The organism is Paenibacillus sp. J31TS4, from assembly GCF_018403265.1.
Lineage (GTDB): Bacteria > Bacillota > Bacilli > Paenibacillales > NBRC-103111 > J31TS4.
On record NZ_BOSI01000003.1, the window covers coordinates 116,539 to 133,219 of the forward strand.

Annotated in this window: 15 protein-coding genes; 1 reads left to right on the forward strand and 14 read right to left on the reverse strand. The window is 62.6% G+C overall.

What is annotated here, in order from left to right:
• Positions 1-43: 43 nt before the first annotated feature.
• From KJS47_RS15465 to KJS47_RS15475, 3 genes are all read right to left on the reverse strand, one after another.
• The gene (locus tag KJS47_RS15465) at positions 44-634 is read right to left on the reverse strand and encodes a UxaA family hydrolase (protein ID WP_213525976.1); all 591 of its coding nucleotides are present in this window, start codon (positions 632-634) and stop codon (positions 44-46) included.
• A gap of 318 nt (positions 635-952) precedes the next feature.
• Complete coding sequence (locus tag KJS47_RS15470) at positions 953-1,726, reverse strand: SDR family NAD(P)-dependent oxidoreductase (RefSeq protein ID WP_213525977.1); 774 nt, start codon at positions 1,724-1,726, stop codon at positions 953-955.
• A gap of 68 nt (positions 1,727-1,794) precedes the next feature.
• Positions 1,795-2,589: an alpha/beta hydrolase gene (locus KJS47_RS15475; RefSeq protein ID WP_213525978.1), complete on the reverse strand. Its 795-nt coding sequence runs from the start codon at positions 2,587-2,589 to the stop codon at positions 1,795-1,797.
• Positions 2,590-2,805: 216 nt separating this feature from the next.
• Here KJS47_RS15475 and KJS47_RS15480 point away from each other — a divergent pair, with 216 nt between their 5' ends.
• Positions 2,806-3,621 (forward strand): DUF2935 domain-containing protein, encoded by an 816-nt coding sequence (locus tag KJS47_RS15480; RefSeq protein ID WP_213525979.1) that lies wholly within the window; start codon positions 2,806-2,808, stop codon positions 3,619-3,621.
• A gap of 262 nt (positions 3,622-3,883) precedes the next feature.
• On the opposite strand, the gene ptsP is transcribed toward KJS47_RS15480, so the two are convergent.
• The 11 genes from ptsP to KJS47_RS15535 form a co-directional block, all read right to left on the reverse strand.
• Positions 3,884-5,647: a phosphoenolpyruvate--protein phosphotransferase gene (gene ptsP, locus KJS47_RS15485; RefSeq protein WP_213525980.1), complete on the reverse strand. Its 1,764-nt coding sequence runs from the start codon at positions 5,645-5,647 to the stop codon at positions 3,884-3,886.
• Entirely contained in the window at positions 5,647-5,913 is a 267-nt protein-coding gene (locus KJS47_RS15490) for an HPr family phosphocarrier protein (RefSeq protein WP_213525981.1), read from the reverse strand. The genes ptsP and KJS47_RS15490 overlap by 1 nt, the downstream gene beginning before the upstream one ends.
• Before the next feature lie 155 nt (positions 5,914-6,068).
• A complete protein-coding gene (locus KJS47_RS15495) occupies positions 6,069-6,803 on the reverse strand; it encodes an SIS domain-containing protein (RefSeq protein ID WP_213525982.1) in 735 nt (244 codons plus the stop codon).
• A gap of 3 nt (positions 6,804-6,806) precedes the next feature.
• A complete protein-coding gene (locus tag KJS47_RS15500) occupies positions 6,807-7,568 on the reverse strand; it encodes a creatininase family protein (protein WP_213525983.1) in 762 nt (253 codons plus the stop codon).
• Between the two features lie 18 nt (positions 7,569-7,586).
• Complete coding sequence (locus tag KJS47_RS15505) at positions 7,587-8,579, reverse strand: phosphotriesterase family protein (RefSeq protein ID WP_213525984.1); 993 nt, start codon at positions 8,577-8,579, stop codon at positions 7,587-7,589.
• 693 nt (positions 8,580-9,272) lie between these two features.
• Positions 9,273-10,568, reverse strand: coding sequence for a PTS ascorbate transporter subunit IIC (locus tag KJS47_RS15510; RefSeq protein ID WP_213525985.1), 1,296 nt, complete (start codon positions 10,566-10,568; stop codon positions 9,273-9,275).
• 34 nt (positions 10,569-10,602) lie between these two features.
• Positions 10,603-10,869: a PTS sugar transporter subunit IIB gene (locus KJS47_RS15515; RefSeq protein ID WP_213525986.1), complete on the reverse strand. Its 267-nt coding sequence runs from the start codon at positions 10,867-10,869 to the stop codon at positions 10,603-10,605.
• A 4-nt stretch (positions 10,870-10,873) separates the two neighbouring features.
• Positions 10,874-11,308, reverse strand: coding sequence for a PTS sugar transporter subunit IIA (locus KJS47_RS15520; RefSeq protein WP_213525987.1), 435 nt, complete (start codon positions 11,306-11,308; stop codon positions 10,874-10,876).
• Between the two features lie 26 nt (positions 11,309-11,334).
• Positions 11,335-13,464: a BglG family transcription antiterminator gene (locus tag KJS47_RS15525; protein ID WP_249716426.1), complete on the reverse strand. Its 2,130-nt coding sequence runs from the start codon at positions 13,462-13,464 to the stop codon at positions 11,335-11,337.
• 579 nt (positions 13,465-14,043) lie between these two features.
• A complete protein-coding gene (locus KJS47_RS15530; RefSeq protein ID WP_213525988.1) occupies positions 14,044-15,759 on the reverse strand; it encodes an IlvD/Edd family dehydratase in 1,716 nt (571 codons plus the stop codon).
• 48 nt (positions 15,760-15,807) lie between these two features.
• Positions 15,808-16,647, reverse strand: a complete 840-nt coding sequence (locus tag KJS47_RS15535) for an amidohydrolase family protein (RefSeq protein WP_213525989.1) — start codon at positions 16,645-16,647, stop codon at positions 15,808-15,810.
• Between the last annotated feature and the right edge of the window lie 34 nt (positions 16,648-16,681).

The window sequence follows — 16,681 nt, forward strand, 5'->3', positions numbered from 1 at the left end:
GGTTCAAAAAGTCCGCTGCATCGGCTTCCCAGACTCGGAACGCTCACGCATGTCCTGTCCCCGTCTGTAACAAAGCCCCGCGGTCCAGCGCCTCCTGCATCCGCCGGGCCATCTCCGCACCGGCTCGCAGCGTCTTGACCGAGCCTCCCGCCGTCAGAATGTCCAGAACCTCGACCGGCTTGCCCAGCCGGCCGATCTCCTCTTCCAGCTCGTACGGATTTATCACTTCGCAGCCATGGCTGATGATCAGCACGCTGCCGACCTCGGGGCGGGCTGCTTGCCGGACAAGCTCGCCAAACGCATCCCGCCGTCCGGCCTCCAGCTGTCCACAGCCGAGCTGGTGCTCGAAGACGATCGTGCCCGGCGCCATCTGGCTGATGCGGGCGCAGAGCGGATTGGCGCAGACGACGGTCGGCAGTACAAGCACCCGCTTCCTGCCCGTCCCTTCCTGATCCGTTCCCAGCCGATCACCCTCAGGGGATGGAAGGGAATCTCTCTGTTGCCCTATGCTGTTCTCGTTGTGCGGGAGCTGCTCCGAGGCGGTGCCTGCCGCCAAACTCTGCTCGTCTGCAGCTGCGGGAACGCGCGGGGTCGGCATCGACTTCCGGGTACCGGCGGCTTTTGGTTGCATCATGCTGTTCACCTGCCTGTAAAATGTGGCTTGCCACTCCATTCGTACTAACTCTTCCAATTGTTCCTATATACCATTAATACCCCGCTAATAGGACTTTGGTTGCATGAATTTGCTAATTTCGTCATATTCGCTAAAGAAAGCGCCTACTAGCCTACACGAATCCTGCTGGTTCCGGCCATTACAGAAGAGAAAAAAGCCTGCCGGCCGGCAGGCTTTTTGCAAAAATGTGCTAACGGGAACGGGCTCCGGCTGCGTGGTGTGCTTAGAGGATACGCAGCGGTCCCGGGCGGGGCAGCGCCGCCTAACGGGACTAAGGGGTCAGGCGTTTTTGCCGAACACAACCCCTCCATCTATGTACAGCGGAGAGCCCATCATGAACTTGGACTCGTCGGAGGCGAGGAACAGCGCAGCGTTCGCCACGTCCCCCGGGCGGCCGAGCTCGCCGCTCAGCTGGCGGCTGCGAAGCGTCGCCATTCCCTCCTCCGGATCGGGATAGGACTTGCGCAAGTAATCCTCCACGAACGGCGTCAGAATCGTGCCGGGGAGCAGCGCGTTAACCCGGATGTTATACGGGGCATAGTCGACCTGCATCGACTTGGTCATGGCGAGCACGGCTCCCTTGGTCGCCGCGTAGGAAGCCCGGCGCGCCAGCCCGATCTCGGCGATGCACGACGACATGTTGATGATCGTGCCGCTGCGGCGCTCCATCATGGAGGGGAGCACGGCTTTGGACGCCAAATAGACGCCCTTGATGTTGACGGCCATGATGCGGTCCCATGCCTCCTCCTCCACCTCGTGCAGCGCCCCGACTCCGCTGATTCCGGCATTGTTGAACAGCACGTCGACCCGGCCGTACTTCATTAGGACGGCCTCGGCGAGCGCCTCCATCTCGCGCTCGCTCGTCACGTCCCCTTGGACGAACATCGCCTCGCCGCCCTCCGCCTCGATCTGGCGGGCGGTCTCCCGGCCCTTGGCCTCGTCGCGGTCGTTCACGATCACAACCGCGCGCTCCGACGCAAACAAGAATGCGGTGCTTTGCCCGATGCCGGACCCCGAGCCGGTGATCAGGCAGACTTTGTCCTGCAGTCTCATCCCTATCCCTCTCTTCCTCAGGTATACGTGCGTCCTGCGCCGTCCCTCCGCGGGAGCGGACGGCCCGTCTAGAACCCCTGCTGCCGCAGCCACCTCTCGCACAGCCCCGTCCACTGCGCGGCGTGCGGATGCTCGCCGGCGAGCCCGAGGCCGTGCCGCCCGCTCGGGAACACATGCAGCTCATACGGAACGCCGCTGCGGCCGAGCGCCATCGCGTAGAGCAGGCTGTTCTCCACCGGCACGCTCGCATCGTCGGCCGTGTGCCAGAGAAACGCCGGCGGCGTGTCCCCGGTCACCCGGTTCTCGGCGGACAGCTGGCGGACCAGCGTCTCCTCCGGCTCCGGGCCGAGCAGCCGATCCAGCGAGCCCTGGTGCCGGAACTCCCCGAAGGAGATTACCGGGTACGCCAGCACCTGCACGTCCGGCCGGCCGCTCTGCCCATCCGCGGCGTCCACTGGAGGCGATTCCTCCGCCTCCGTCCCCGTCGCTGTGGCGGCCGCTAGATGGCCGCCGGCGGAGAACCCCAGAATGCCGACACGCGCAGGATCCACTCCCCAGTCCGCCGCATGGTGGCGGACGAGGCGGATCGCGCGCCGGGCATCCTGAAGCGCGCTCGGGTAGCGGTACGGCGCTACCCGGTAATGAAGCACGAATGCGGCGATGCCGGCCGCATTCAGCCAGCGCGCCACGGGCTCGCCCTCATGGGGCGCGCGGCGCTGGTATCCCCCGCCGGGACAGATGACGACGGCGGGGTGCGGGCCCTCGCCCGCGAGCGGATAAAGCTCGAGGCGCGGGCAATCTTCCTCTTCCCGGCCGGCGGCCTGGGGCGCGCCGTCCGGCCAGAGCACAATCGATTCGGTCAAGGTCGTCTTCCCTCCGGGCGATGCAGAATGACTCTTTCTTTCACGCCGGTACGGATGCCTGGCGGCATTCCTGCTAGCGCTTCCATTTCCTGCTTTTACCTTACCTCCGCCCTACCTGAATTGCAAGTGTCTGTCCGGCGGGAAGAAAGGAGAACCAGGTATTGGGTCAAGCCGTGCCGCCATACAGATAACCAAGAGGACGATGGAGGTGGGTCTATGTCGGATGCTTTTGTTAGCCAGTCACTGGAAGAAATCCGGTTCTGGTCCCGGATTATGAAGGAACACTCGTTTTTCCTGGGATTGGGCTTCCGAAGGGAGGATACCCAACTGATCCAGGAGGCCAATCAATTCTTCTACTTGTTTGAGAAGATCGAACAACAAGCTTACTCGTTCGGGGTCAACACGGATCCGGCGGTGATCCGGGAGTTCAACAATGAAGTGTATTCGGCGGCCGCCCACATCTGGGCCTTCAAACGCAAGGTGCTGGGCCTTATTCTGACCTGCCAGCTGCCCGGACAGAACAACTTTCCTTTGCTCGTCGACCATATCAGCCGGGAGGCCAATTACTTCCGGAACCGGCTTGCTGAGCTGAACCAGGGCAGGCTGGAGCCTCTGCCCGACGCGATCATCGACGAGAATGTGTTCTTCCTGCGCATCATGGCGGATCATGCCAAGTTCATCGGGCATCTCCTGGATCCGTCCGAACGCAAGCTCGTCGATCAGGCGAGAGAGTTCAGCCAGGAGTTCGACCAATTGCTGTACCAGGCGGTCGACCTGGACTCTATGCGTCCCCAATCTCAAACGGTTCCTCTGCTGAGCCAGTTCCTAGACCAGAATCGGGTCTCCGTCGTCTCGCTGAGGGATTTCAAGAAAACCGCCCGCGATCTGATCGAGCAATGCAAGATCAAAAGTATTATCCATCCTCTGCTCGCCGACCACGTCTTCCGGGAAGCGAATCATTTCCTGATGATCATCGACGAATTCGAAGCAGCGCTGACAGGGAAAGGGAATCAGGGAGTGAGCGGGCATTAGAGCACGCGGGAGCGCGGGAGGAAGTAGCAGGAACCAGTACATTCCACACCGCACGAAGTTCCCAGCGCGAGGTGTTCGGCGTCATAGGACGGTGGTCAGGGCCGGCAAGAGCCGATTTGTCAGGGAAACGTGAAACAAAGCAGGGACGGCGATTTGCATGCCAAAGAGACATACAAAAAAGGACTGTATCTAGCCCCGAGAGCACGCTCTCGGTTCAGACACAGTCCTCTTTGCATTCCCCTGCTTCCAGGAAAAGGAATGCCTACAAACCGTCCACATAAGCCTTCAGCTCACGGCGCACATCCTCCGGCGTCGCCTCCTCGAGCAGACGGTCGGCCAGAGCGGTGCATTCTGCGCTGTCGAGGCGGCTGACCGTCTCCTTGATCCGGTTGATCGAGGAGACGTCCATGCTCCATTCGTCGAGGCCGAAGCCGAGCAGCAGCGGCGCGGCCAGCGGATCCCCCGCCATGCCCCCGCACATCCCGGTCCATTTGCCCGCCCGGTGGGCGGCGACGATGACGCGGCGGATGAGCAGCAGCACAGCCGGATGGAAATAATCGTACAGATGCGCGATCTGCTCGTTCATCCGGTCGACGGCGAGCGTGTACTGGACGAGGTCGTTGGTGCCGATGCTGAAAAAGTCCACTTCGCGCGCGAATGAGTCCGCCTGCATGGCGGCGGCCGGGATTTCGACCATGATGCCGGCCTCGATGCCGCGGTCGAACGCGACGCCTTCCCGGTCCAGCTCCGCCTTGGCTTCCTCAAGCATGGCCTTTGCCCGCCGCCATTCGGAGAGCGACGAGATCATCGGGAACATGACCCGCAGCTTGCCGTGGGCGCTGGCGCGCAGAATGGCGCGCAGCTGCGTCCGGAGCAGCTCCGGCCGGTCCAGGCCGATGCGGATCGCCCGGTAGCCGAGGAACGGGTTCTCTTCCTTCGCCAGCGGCAAATACGGCAGCGCCTTGTCGCCGCCGATGTCGAGCGTCCGGATAATAACCGGCCGGCCGCCCCACAGCTCCGCAACCTGGGTGTAGGCATCAGCCTGCTCCTCCTCGGTCGGCAGATGATCGCTGTGCATGAACAGGAACTCGGTGCGGTACAGGCCGACGCCCTCCGCCCCGCTGTCCGCCGCAGCCTCGGCTTCCTTCACGGTGCCGATGTTGACGGCCACCTCGATGCGCTTGCCGTCGCGGGAAGCGGCAGGCGCCTCCCGGAATGCGGCCAGCTGCTCCAGGCGGCGCGCCTCCTCCTCCATCCGGGTCCGGTACTCCGCCACGGTGGCTTCATCCGGCCGCACATGGCATACGCCGGCGGCGCCGTCGACGATGAGCAGGTCGCCGTCCTGAATCTCGTCCAGCGCGTTACCCGCGCCGACAACCGCGGCAATGCCGAGCGACCGCGACAGGATCGCCGTGTGCGACGTCTTCCCACCTTTGCGTGTGACGAAGGCAAGCACGACGTTTTTGTCGAGCTGGACCGTGTCCGATGGCGCCAGATCGTCCGCGATAAGGATGACCTGCTCCGTTAGGCTCGCCAATTGGCCCGCCCCCTCCCCGGTCAGCTCGCCGAGCAAGCGGCCGCCGATGTCGCGGATGTCCGCCGCGCGCTCGCGCATGTAGTCGCTCGCGAGCCGTTCGAACTTGCCCGCGACCTGCTCGACCACCTGACGAACGGCCGCCTCGGCGGGCAGCCGTTCCTCGGCGACCAGCTTCGCGATCGGCGGGTAGAATGCCTTGTCGGTCAGCAGCCGCTGCTGCCCGACGAGGATCGCCGCCTGCTGCTCGCCGACGGTAAGCTTTGCCCGCTCGATGAGCGCGTCATAGGCCGCTACGCTCGCGTCGCGCGCGGCCTCGAGCCGTTTCGTCTCGCGGGCGGCTTCCTCCTCGCCGAGACGCGGCGTTTCCTCACCAGGGCCTGGCTGTCCCGCTGTCCGAGCGGCCGTCTCGCCGTGCGGCCGGTACAAAAACGCCGGACCGATGCGTATGCCGTCCGAGACACCGATGCCTTGCATCGTCCGAGCGTCCATCAGTCTTCACCAAATTTGCTCTCAACGAGACCGGCGAGCGCGTCGGCTGCCTCCTGCGCATCGGCGCCGTCGGCCTCGATGGTGATCGCAGAGCCTTTTTCCAGTCCGAGCGTCATCAGCTCGAGCATGCTCTTCGCGTCGGCTTCCCCGTCCGCCGCCTTAACCTTGATCTCCGCCTCGAACTCGGCTGCCTTGTCCGCGAACAGCTGCGCCGGCCGGACGTGGAACCCTTCCTGATTCGCGATCGTCACTTGTCTTGCGTACATTATGGATCTCCTCCTATCATGTGCTTCTCCCCGCCCTGCCCGGCGTCAGGCCGCACGATCGCGGCCCGGCGCGGACGAGCGAATCTCTATCCGTTCTCGAGCGACCCACCTATCTATAACCGCCTCAGAGGACGCTTCCCCTCGGTCTCCCTAACCTAGGACAAAAGAGGAATCCGTCCCCGGTACTGCTCGATCAGCCGGTTGTTATGCTCGTCGGCTCCGTCGATATTGCCGCTCAGGAATACCGGCGGCTCCTGGCCGCGGTCCGCCATCAGACCGATCGCCTCGGCCAGAATGCCGTTCAGCATCGCCGCGCCGATGACGGTCGACGTTGGGGTGAACGGAACCTTGACATTCGGGTGCGTCAGTACCGCGTCGCCCGGCACCGCGTGATTGTCCAGGCACAGATCGACGGAGTTGAACAGATGCTTGCCGCTCGCATGGCGCGACGGCTGGCTCTTGGAGTATTCGAGCGACGTGATGCCGATCGTGTAGGCTCCCTTCGCCTTGGCGATCTGAGCGACATCGACCGGAACCGGGTTGCGGCCCGACGTCGAGAGGACGAAGACGACTTCGCCCGGCCGGATGTCCTGGTCGTCCATGAAGGTGGCGGCCAGATCGTTCTGCCGCTCGAGCTCCGACGAGCGGACCGCGCCTTCGTGCAGCATGAGCGGCGGGTACAGAATCGGGCGCAGCGGAGCAAGGCCGCCGGCGCGATAGAACACTTCCTCGGTCAAAATATGCGAGTGGCCACAGCCGAACAGGTGAACGATCCCGCCGTCCGCGAGGCAGTCCGCGACCTTGGCGGCCGCCTGCTTCATTGTCTCGGCCTCCGTGCTTTCCACTTGCTTTAGCATCTCATGAATCCGGTCCATATACGTATGCAGCATAGCCTATTCTCCTTCCGGATGCGGGGTCTGCCCGCCGGCCAGCCGGCGCTTGGCGTCCATCAGCATCCGCTCCATGTTCGCGAGCGCCGTCTCGACGATCGCCTCGCCTTTTTCCTTGGTGGCCAGCCGGGCGTCGCCCAGTACGGCCGTCGACGTGAACGTCTCCCACGGGGTCGGCGTGCAGTCGGCCTCCATCGGGATCTCCGGCGCTTCCGACAGCGCCTTGCTCATGTCGACCTGCTCTTCCGCAAGGTAGAGCATATACGACGTCTCCAGCTCGCAAGCGTGAAAATACGACGAATGTGCCGAGGACGACTCCCGTACACGCGCAGTTACCTGCCCGACGCCGGGATAAAAGAAATAAAACACTTTCAGCTCCGGATAATCCCGGTACAGCTTGCGGGCCGCTTCCTTGAGAGCAACGCCGTTGCCGAGATGGCCGTTCACCATGACGAAAATCCGGAAGCCCTGCCGGTGCAGGCTCTCCCCGATATCGTACAGCATCGCGATCAGCGCCTCGTTCGAGACATTGATGCTGCCGGGAAACGTCTGCAGGCTCCACACCTGGCCGTACGGCAGCGTCGGCAGCACGATGCTGTCCGTCCGCTCCGCCAGCTTGTACGACAGCCGCTCCGCCAGCACGTTGTCCGTGCCTAGCGGTAGATGCGGGCCGTGCGCCTCGACGGCGCCGATCGGCAGAATCGCCGCCTGGCAGCGGTCGATCAGCGCCTGGGCCTCGTAAGACGATTGCTGTTGAAAATTCATGCGGATCGCGCCTCCTTCCTACTTCTTGAACGAGAAGCAGCGGGCCGGGTTTTCGACGAAGAATTTGCGGATCAGCTTCTCGCCGTCAAACCCTTCGCGGTTCGCTTCGTCGATGAAGCGCGGCACCCATTTGCCGATGATGTATTCGAGGCCGAGGCCGTAATCGTAGTGCTTGTAGTACGTCTTGCGGGCGGTGTCGCCGCTGATCAGCACCTGGTCCTCGTAGCCTTTGCGGACCATGTTGAGGACGAGTGCGATGCGGGTGCTTTCCGGAGCGTACTTGATTTTGCCGATGCCGTCAAAGCTCAGAAACGCGCCGGTGCTGGCGATCTGCTCGTGGTAGTACGGATCCGGGTTGCGGTCCATATGGCCGAGGCTCAGGTACTCGAGGTTAATGTTCTCGCTCCGCAGCAGCTCGAGCTGCTCGAGACCCATCGTGCCCACCTCCGTGTGGGAGTGGATCGGGGCTTTCGTCTCGTGATGAGCGCGGGCGACGGCGCGCAGCGTTTTTTCTTCAAGCGGCGTAATCCGGTTGTAGCCGGTGCCGAACTTGACCTGGCCGGCCTTGAACGGCGTGCCCTCGAGCCCTTCCTCCACCTCGCGGATGACCCAGTCGGCAAGCTCGTTGATCGACTTGGCGTCGATCCATTCGGCGTAGGTGCGGTAGTTGCCGAGCAGCGGCTTGAGCTCTTCCTTGATCTTGGCGTCCCACAGGAAACTCTTGTTGAAGCCGGCGGTGCCAACGATCGTCACGCCGGTTTCTTCCATGATTCGGTGCACGGCCGGTACGTCCCGTCCGTAGTCGATCGCCGTCGCGTCTACGATGGTGTCTCCTCCGAGGCGTTTGAAGTCCAGCACGTCGAGCTTGGACTTCTCGGGATCGTCGAGGAGCAGATCGTCCTCTCCCTTTTGAACCCAGAAGTCCGGACGGCACACGATGTGCTCGTGCGAATAGGTGAAACCCATTTGGTCGGGGGCGATGTCTTTGGTCAGCGTACGAATGAAGCTCATGCTAGAAACCCTCCCATAGGTAATTTTGTTGGTTAAAATATGGAGCTTATGCCCGCGTTAAACCTGCGGAGCTTGCTCTCGCAGGTAGCCTCGAGCCTGCAAGAGGCCTCGCCGTAGGCGAAACCTTCTTCGATGCCCGCGGCGGAGGGACGAATGAGCCGGAGAAGCGACTTTTGCGAGCCCGTTTCCACCTTCCGAATGCATATTCCATCAAGGAAACGGGCTCGCAACGGAGCCGGAGGCCATTCGTCCCGCAGCCGCCTGCCCACAAAGGTTTTGCTACGGAGCCTATGCTCTCGCAGCCTGCAAAGCTGTGCCTCGCAAGCCTACGGAGCATCCGCCCGCATCCTGCGAAGCAGAGGCCCACAAGACGGCCTCGAGCCTGCAAGAGGCCCCCGCCGAAGGCGAAACCTTCTTCGATGCCCGCGGCGTAGGGGCGAATGAGCCGGAGAAGCGACTTTTGCGGGCCCGTTTCCACCATCCGAAGGCCCATTCCATCAAGGAAACGGGCTTGCAACGGAGCCGGAGGCCATTCGGCCCGCAGCCGCCTGCCCGCAAAGGTTTTGCTCCGGAGCTAATGCCCTCGCAGCCTGCAAAACTGTGCCTCGCAAGCCTACGGAGCCTTCGCCCAAAGCCTTTTTCAGGTGCAAAGCAGGGGGCTTCCTATGACAGGACTCCCCCTCCTCGTGATTGTTAGAAGAACAGCTTAGCCAAGAAGCTGACGATCGGACCGATGATGAACATATCGGAGTCCGCCGCCCACATGGCCGTATCCGGAATCGTCGAGCTGATCAGATACTTGACCATGAAGAACTGGCCCCAGGCCACCACCGTCGAAGTGATGAAGCCGCCGATGACGGCGCCGCGCGCACCGCCGGTTGCGTTGCCGAAGACCCCGGCCGTCGCCCCGTGGAAGAACAGCACGATCATCGTCGGAACGAAAATGTACGACACCGTACTACCGAGTACCACCAGCCAAATCAGGCCGCCCACGAAGGCGCCGATGAAGCCGAGGATAACCGCGTTCGGCGAATACGGGAACACGATCGGGCTGTCGAGCGCAGGCTTGGCGCCTGGCACGAGCTTGGTGGCGATCCCGTTGAACGCCGGCACCAGCTCGCCGATGAACATCCGCACCCCGAGAAGCACGACGGCAATCCCGCCGGCGAAGGTGAACGACTGCACGATCGAGTAGATGATGAAGTTCTGGTCGCCGGCCTTGCCTACAAGCTCTTGGGCGCCTGGCGTGCTCTTCAGCACGATGACGATCGCGCCGATCAGGAACAGGATGCCCATACTGAGGGCGGTAATGACGTTCGAGTCGCGCAGGAACTCGAGTCCCTTCGGCACCTTGATCTTCTCGGCGTCGTTGTTCTTGTTGCCCAGCAGCTTGCCGAACCAGGCGGAGAGCAGCGAGACCGAAGCCGACGTATGGCCGAGAGCGATGTTGTCGTTGCCGGTGATTTTGCGCATGAACGGCTGGGTAACCGCCGGCTGGAACGTCCAGTAGAGACCGAGAATAACCGACAGGAAGAGAACCATCTTCCAGAAGGACACATCGCCGACCGTATGCACGACTACCCCTGCAAAGATCGTTGCCGTCCAGAACATCATGTGGCCGGTCAGGTAAATGTATTTGAACTTGGTGAAGCGGGCGAGCAGCACGTTGATGAGGAAGCCGAGGAACATGGCCAGCGTCACCATGCTGCCGTATTTGCTGTTAAACGCGTCCTGCCCGATGAACTTGCCGAGCGAGCCGCTCTCGAGGCCGAACACTTCCTTCCACATCGGCTCGAACACATTGAGCGCGCCGACGATGACGCCGGACCCCGCGTTGATGATCAAAAAGCCGATGATCGCCTTGAACGTGCCGCTGATGATCTGGCTCGTCGATTTTTTTTGCAGCACCAGGCCCAGCAGAACAATGAAGCCGAGCAGGATCGCCGGTGTGCCGAAGACGTTCGTCGCAATCCATGAGATGACGTTCATCCAATTCCCTCCCTAATCGTTGACAAGCGGACCGTTAGGCAAGAGCCGCTTGCAGCCTTTCCTTGATCTCGGCAAGGTCGAAGTAGTTGTTCACGATCACGATTTGTGCGCTGTGGCCCTGCAGGCTCTGTGCCAGCTCGTTGCTGGTGACAATGTAATCGGCAGACATGCCGGCGGCCGACGAAACGTCCGTATGCTCCACATCTGCGCCGACGCCGAGGTCCCGCAGTACCGTCTCTACGTTCATCCGAAGAATAAGGCTAGTTCCTTGTCCCAATCCGCATACACACAATACTTTCATCTTGTTAGTCCTCCTTTAGAATGGCCGTAATTTGGTCAAGCGTGCCGGTTTTGAACAGCTCAATGTTCGCCGGGTCGTTCAGCAGCAAAGTCAGCTTGCGAAGCAGCGCGATATGGTCAGCGTTCGAGGCGGATCCGAGAGCGAATACCAGCTTCACCGGATCGTTCGCCTTGTGGCCGAACGCCACAGGCTCCTGCAGCCGGGCGAGCGAGACGGACGCCTCGTGCACCCCGTCCTCCGTCTTGGCATGGGGGAGAGCGATGTGCGGAGCGAGAACAAAATACGGGCCCTTCGCCTCGTAAGAGGCGACCATCGCCTCCACGTAAGAGTCCTCGGCGGCTCCACTCTCGACGAGCAGGCGGCCCGCCGCCCGAATCGCTTCCTCCGGAGTGGCGGCGTTCGCCGCCAGATCGATCATGGCCGGTTCCAGAAATTTCAACGGTAACAACCCCTTCTATGCGCTAACTAGTCTTGCGGTATATTGGTGTCGAATAACGTTAGGAGCTCGGAGACGGTCGACGCCTCGAGCAGCCGGGTGCGGGCTTCTTCCTCCCGCAGCAGCCGGGTCAGGTCCTGCAGCGCCCGCAGATGCCGCTCGCCATCCTGGGCGGCCAGCACGACGATGGCGCGCACCTGGTGCTTCTCCTCCTCGGAGAAGGCGACCGGCTCTTCCAGCTTGAGCAGGCTCATGCCGAGCCGGTTCACCCCCTCCTCGGGCTTGGCGTGGGCGATGGCGACGCCGGGAGCGACGACCATATAAGGGCCGTACGTCTCCACCTTGCCGAGCATCGCCTCGATGTAGCTGGGGGTGATGCTGCCGTTGGCCGCAAGCGGCTCGGCCGCCTGTCGGATCGCCTCCCGCCAATTCCGGCAGGACGGCCGCACCCGGACCGTCGCCTCGGTGAGCAGCTCGCGAAGCACCGGCTTCTCGCCAGCATCCACGCCGGCCATCCCGGTGGCGAGGAAGCGGGTCAGCTCCCCGCCTAGCGCCTCCTCGTCGCGGATGTCCGCGTGCCGGCGGATCAGCTTGAGCAGCTGCAGCGCCTGCGTCTCGGCGGAGCCGACGCCGCCACGGCCGGGACCGCCAGCAATGCCGCTCATGGCGGCGAGCAGATCGGCCTTCTCGAGATCCGACAGGATGGGGCTCACCTTGAAGATTTTGCGAGAGCCTCCCTGCAGTGGGACGGTGGAGAAGATAACGTCCGCGTCCCCCTCGTAGCGCTCATAGTCCCGAAGCGACAAAAACTCGAGGATATCGAGCGACGGAAACAGCTGCTCGAGCTGAGCTTTGAGCATCCGGGCAGTGGAGACGCCGTTGACGCAGACGATCGCCGCTTTGCGGCGGCCCGCCGGAACGGCCTGCTCGCGCTTCATCCAGCCGCCGAAATGCATCGCCACATACCCGATCTCATCGTCCGGCATCGTCTGCTCGAGATAGTCCTCGAACGGCTTGACGGCCGCCTTGGTCAGGACGAAAATCTCCCCGTACCGGTCGCGGATCGAGTCGACAGCCGGATTCGGCAGCCGAATGCCGTATTTCAACCGGTAATAGGCAGGCTTCATATGAACCTGCAGGTTGCTCTCGAGCTGCTCGCGATCGTGAAAATAGACGCACGCCTGGCGCTCAAACCGGTCGATCATCTCGGCAGTCAGCTCCCGGATACGCTCGTCGGTTCCACTTTCATCCGGTAGAGAAGAGGCGCGATTGAGACGCGCGCCGAGCAGCTGGATCGTCAGGTAGCCGATCTCGTCGCCCGGAAGCCGGATGCCGAGCAGCGCGCCGAGCTGGGAAGCGAGGTCCTCCGCAGCCCGGTACTCCGGAGTGCGCCGCAGCGCCTCCGCCTCGTCCCTGTCGAGCTTTACCGTCTCACCCGTGGCGATCCGGCTCGCAAAAAGAAGCAGCCGGGACGCGAGGTGAACCACCATCTCGTCCGTCAGCTCGATGCCGAGCGCTGCCTCGCAGCGGTCGATCATGCCGTAGACGGAGGCGAGGTCCTCCTCTTTGAGCTGAGGCAGCTGCGTCCGGGTCAAGCTCGCGTTGACGAGCCCGCTGACCTGGGACACGAACTCCTTCCAGCTCACGTCAGAGAGGATGGGCGACAGCGCCTCGGTGAGTGCGCGCCGCTTGTCCTCCTCCCGGCCGGTCGGCCGGTAGCCGAGCACCCGATCGAACGAAATGCCGACGCCGTAGCGGGTAAAGGTCTCTCGGACGGCGGCCAGGTCCTGGTGCGCCGTGCCCCGACTCACCTGGAGCAGCTCGGCGAGGTCCCGCTTGAACAGCGGCTCCTTCTGCGTCAGCAAATGAATGGCGAGCCAGGCCTTTCGCTCTTCGGGCGAGTAATAGTACTGCCGGACGGTCAAGCTTTGCACAAGCTTGGGCAGCCGATCCTTCGCCTCCTTGGGGAGGCGGAAACCGGAACCCCGCAGATGCTCGACGGGATCCAGCCCGTTTGTAATTAACCAATGGTTAATTTTGTCTAGATCGTAATAAACCGTCCGCTTGGAAATGTGGAATTTGTCCATCATGACGGAGGCGGGCACGTATCCGTCCGCTTCCTGCAGAAGGGTCAGGATTTGCATGCTGCGTTCATCCATCAGGATCTCCTCCTTTCGTCGGAGCGCATTTCCTGTAAGCTTCTGTTGCTTTCATTATATAGGAGCGCTTCCACCCTTAGAAGACGCCCGGGCGTTCAAATGATGGCACCGGAAGTGTGCAACGATTGTATGCCCCCCTTGTCCATAGCATTTGCTGACATAGGAAAAACCATCCGATATCCGCTGCTGTCCGCGTATTTTTCGGATGGTTTTCTGTTGGTCAATAGAACTTGGGTTGGTCTTCGGCCACTCATTCCGCTTGACCGGTTGCTTCTATATCGACGGGGAGGGACTAGTTTCCTTGGCTATTCTCAGAAAAATATGAACATTTCTAGTCCATTCGGACTAGTCGCGGATGGGAAGCAGGCGAGTCCACTCGTCCCAAGAGAGCGGACGGCTCCCTTCTCCGTCGGGACGGCTTGACGCACGCCAAACGCGAAAAAGCCGATACCCCAGGGGGCGCATCGGCTTTGTTCGGATTGGATTGCCGTGTCAAATACGCTAATGTTGCCTTGCTTAACGAACCGCTCGTCCTGCGGGCAGTGGCCAGCCGGCCGGGCGGTCCGGCGGGATCAGGCCTCACTCCTGATCCCGCAGCTCCTTCGGCACGAGAAAGTCGAAGTCGCAGCCACGATCCGCCTGGAGCACATGCTCGATGAAGAGCAGGCCGTACCCGCGGTCGTAATGCGGCTCTGGCGCCCGCCATTCCGAGCGGCGGCGGGCGAGCTCCGCCTCGTCCACCTCCATGTGCAGCCGGCGGGCGGCGATGTCGAGCTCGACGACATCGCCGTCGCGCACGAGCGCGAGTGGGCCGCCCATCGCGGCCTCCGGCGCGACGTGGACGATAAGCGCGCCATACGACGTGCCGCTGATCCGGGCGTCGGAGATGCGGACCATGTCGCGCACGCCCTTCTGTAGCAGCTTCTTTGGAATCGGGATTTGCCCGATCTCCGGCATGGCCGGGGCTCCCTTGGGCCCGGCGTTCTTGAGGATGAGGACGCTGTTCTCATCCACGTCGAGCCCCGGGTCGTCGATGCGGCGGTCGAGATCCGCCGGCGATTCGAACACCACGGCCTTACCCTTATGCTTGCGCAGATGCGCTGAAACCGCCGTCTGCTTGATCAGCGCGCCATTCGGCGCCAGGTTGCCCCGGAGCACCGCAATGCCTCCCTGCGGGTCCAGCGGTTTGTCGAGCGGGAAGATAACATTGCGGTCCAGCACCTCGACGCCGTTCAAGTTCTCGGCGATGGTACCGCCGGTCACCGTCAGGCAGTCTCCGTGCAGGAGAGACTCCATCTCCTTCATAAGCGACGGCACGCCGCCGGCCTCGAAATACTCCTCCATCTGGTACTGGCCGGACGGCCGGAGGTTGAGCAGGAACGGCGTCGAGGCCGCCAGCTCGTCGAAGCGTTCGAGCGGCAGACGGATGCCGAGGCGTCCGGCGATCGCGACGAGGTGGATGATCGCGTTGGTCGAGCCGCCGCTCGCCATCGTGACGCGGATGGCGTTCTCCAGCGCCCGCTCGGTCATAATGTCGCGCGGGCGGATGTTCTCCTTCACGAGCGCGACGATCTGCTTGCCGGTCCGCTCGGCCATATGGCGGCGGCGGCTGTCCGGCGCCGGGATAGCGGCGCAGCCCGGCAGCGCCATGCCGATCGCCTCGGCGATGGACGCCATCGTGCTGGCCGTCCCCATGACCATGCAGTGGCCGTCGCTGCGGCAGATCGCATTCTCCGCCGTCGCGAGCTGCTCGTCACTCAGGTTGCCCGCCTTGTGCTCCAACGTGAACTGGTAGCAGTCCGTACATGCGCCGAGGCTCCGGCCGTGCAGCCGGCCGTTCAGCATCGGGCCGCCAGTCAGGACGATGGCCGGGATGTTCGCGCTCGCCGCCGCCATCAGCTGGGCGGGCACCGTCTTGTCGCAGCCGCCGATCAGGACGACGCCGTCGATCGGATGAGCCTTCATCATTTCCTCGGTATCCATCGCCATCAGGTTGCGCAGCAGCATCGTCGTCGGCTTGACGTACGGCTCGCCGATCGAGATGGTCGGGAACTCCATCGGAAGCCCTCCCGCCTGCCAGACGCCCCGCTTGACGTAGTCGACCAGCTCGTTGAAGTGGGAGTGGCACTTGTTCAGCTCGCTGAACGTGTTGCAAATGCCGATGACCGGCTTCGCCAGATCCTCCTCCGTGTAGCCCATCGACTTGGTGAAGGACCGGTGGATAAAGCCCCACAGCCCTCCGTCGGTGAAATAGTTCTCGCCTCTTCGCTTCGTATTCTCGGTATCCGCTGCCATCTTGCCGGTCGCTCCTTTAAGTTAAACTTCGTTTCTGTACCGCCCTGCCTAGACGAGGCCCAGCAGCTCGGGCGTATTGCGGTGAAGAATGCCCTCGATGATCTCCTCCGAAATGCGGGGCAGTGCCGTCCTCTCGGCCAGAGCGTTGATGTTTCGCAGCGCCTCGATCATCCGCTCCGTCGTGAAGAACGGATAATCCGAGCCGAACAGAATCTTGTGCGTCACGCCGTACTCCATCGCGGAGACGAGCGCGTTGTAGAATTGCCACGGGCGCGAACCGAGTGCAGAGACGTCCATGTACATGTTTGGATTTTTGCGTACGACCGCGATGCACTCATCGACCCACGGATGGCCCATATGGGCGATGAGGATCTTCAGGTTCGGGAACGCCCGGGCGACCGGATCGAGCGCCGCCGGGCGCGACGCGTCCAGATAGCCCTCCGGCACGAACGACGTCCCCTGGTGGATCAGAATCGGCACGCCGAGTTCCTCCGCCTTGGCGTACAGTGGGAAGTGCTCCTTGGCATCCGGATAAAAGTTCTGGTAGATTGGGCCAAGCTTAAGCCCGACGAGTCCCAGCTCCTTGACGGCCGTCTCCAGCAGCTGCGGTGCGTTCTCCCGGTTCGGATCGACGCTAGCAAAGCCGAACAGCTTGCCGGGATGCTTGGCTACATACTCGGCGACATATTCGTTCGGCACGTTGATTCCGGTCGCGGGCGCGTCGAATGCGAGCACGATCGCGCCTGCGAAGTCCTTGACGAGCTCCCAGTGAATCTCGGGCGTCACCAGCAGCTCCTGGTCACCGCCCCAGGCCCGCTTGGCGGCGGCGAGCGTGGCGCCTCCGAACTGTCCCGGTCCGAATAAGTGGGTATGGCAATCGAATATCATGGCTAACGTCCCCTTCCTCGGTTTCGGGCGGCCG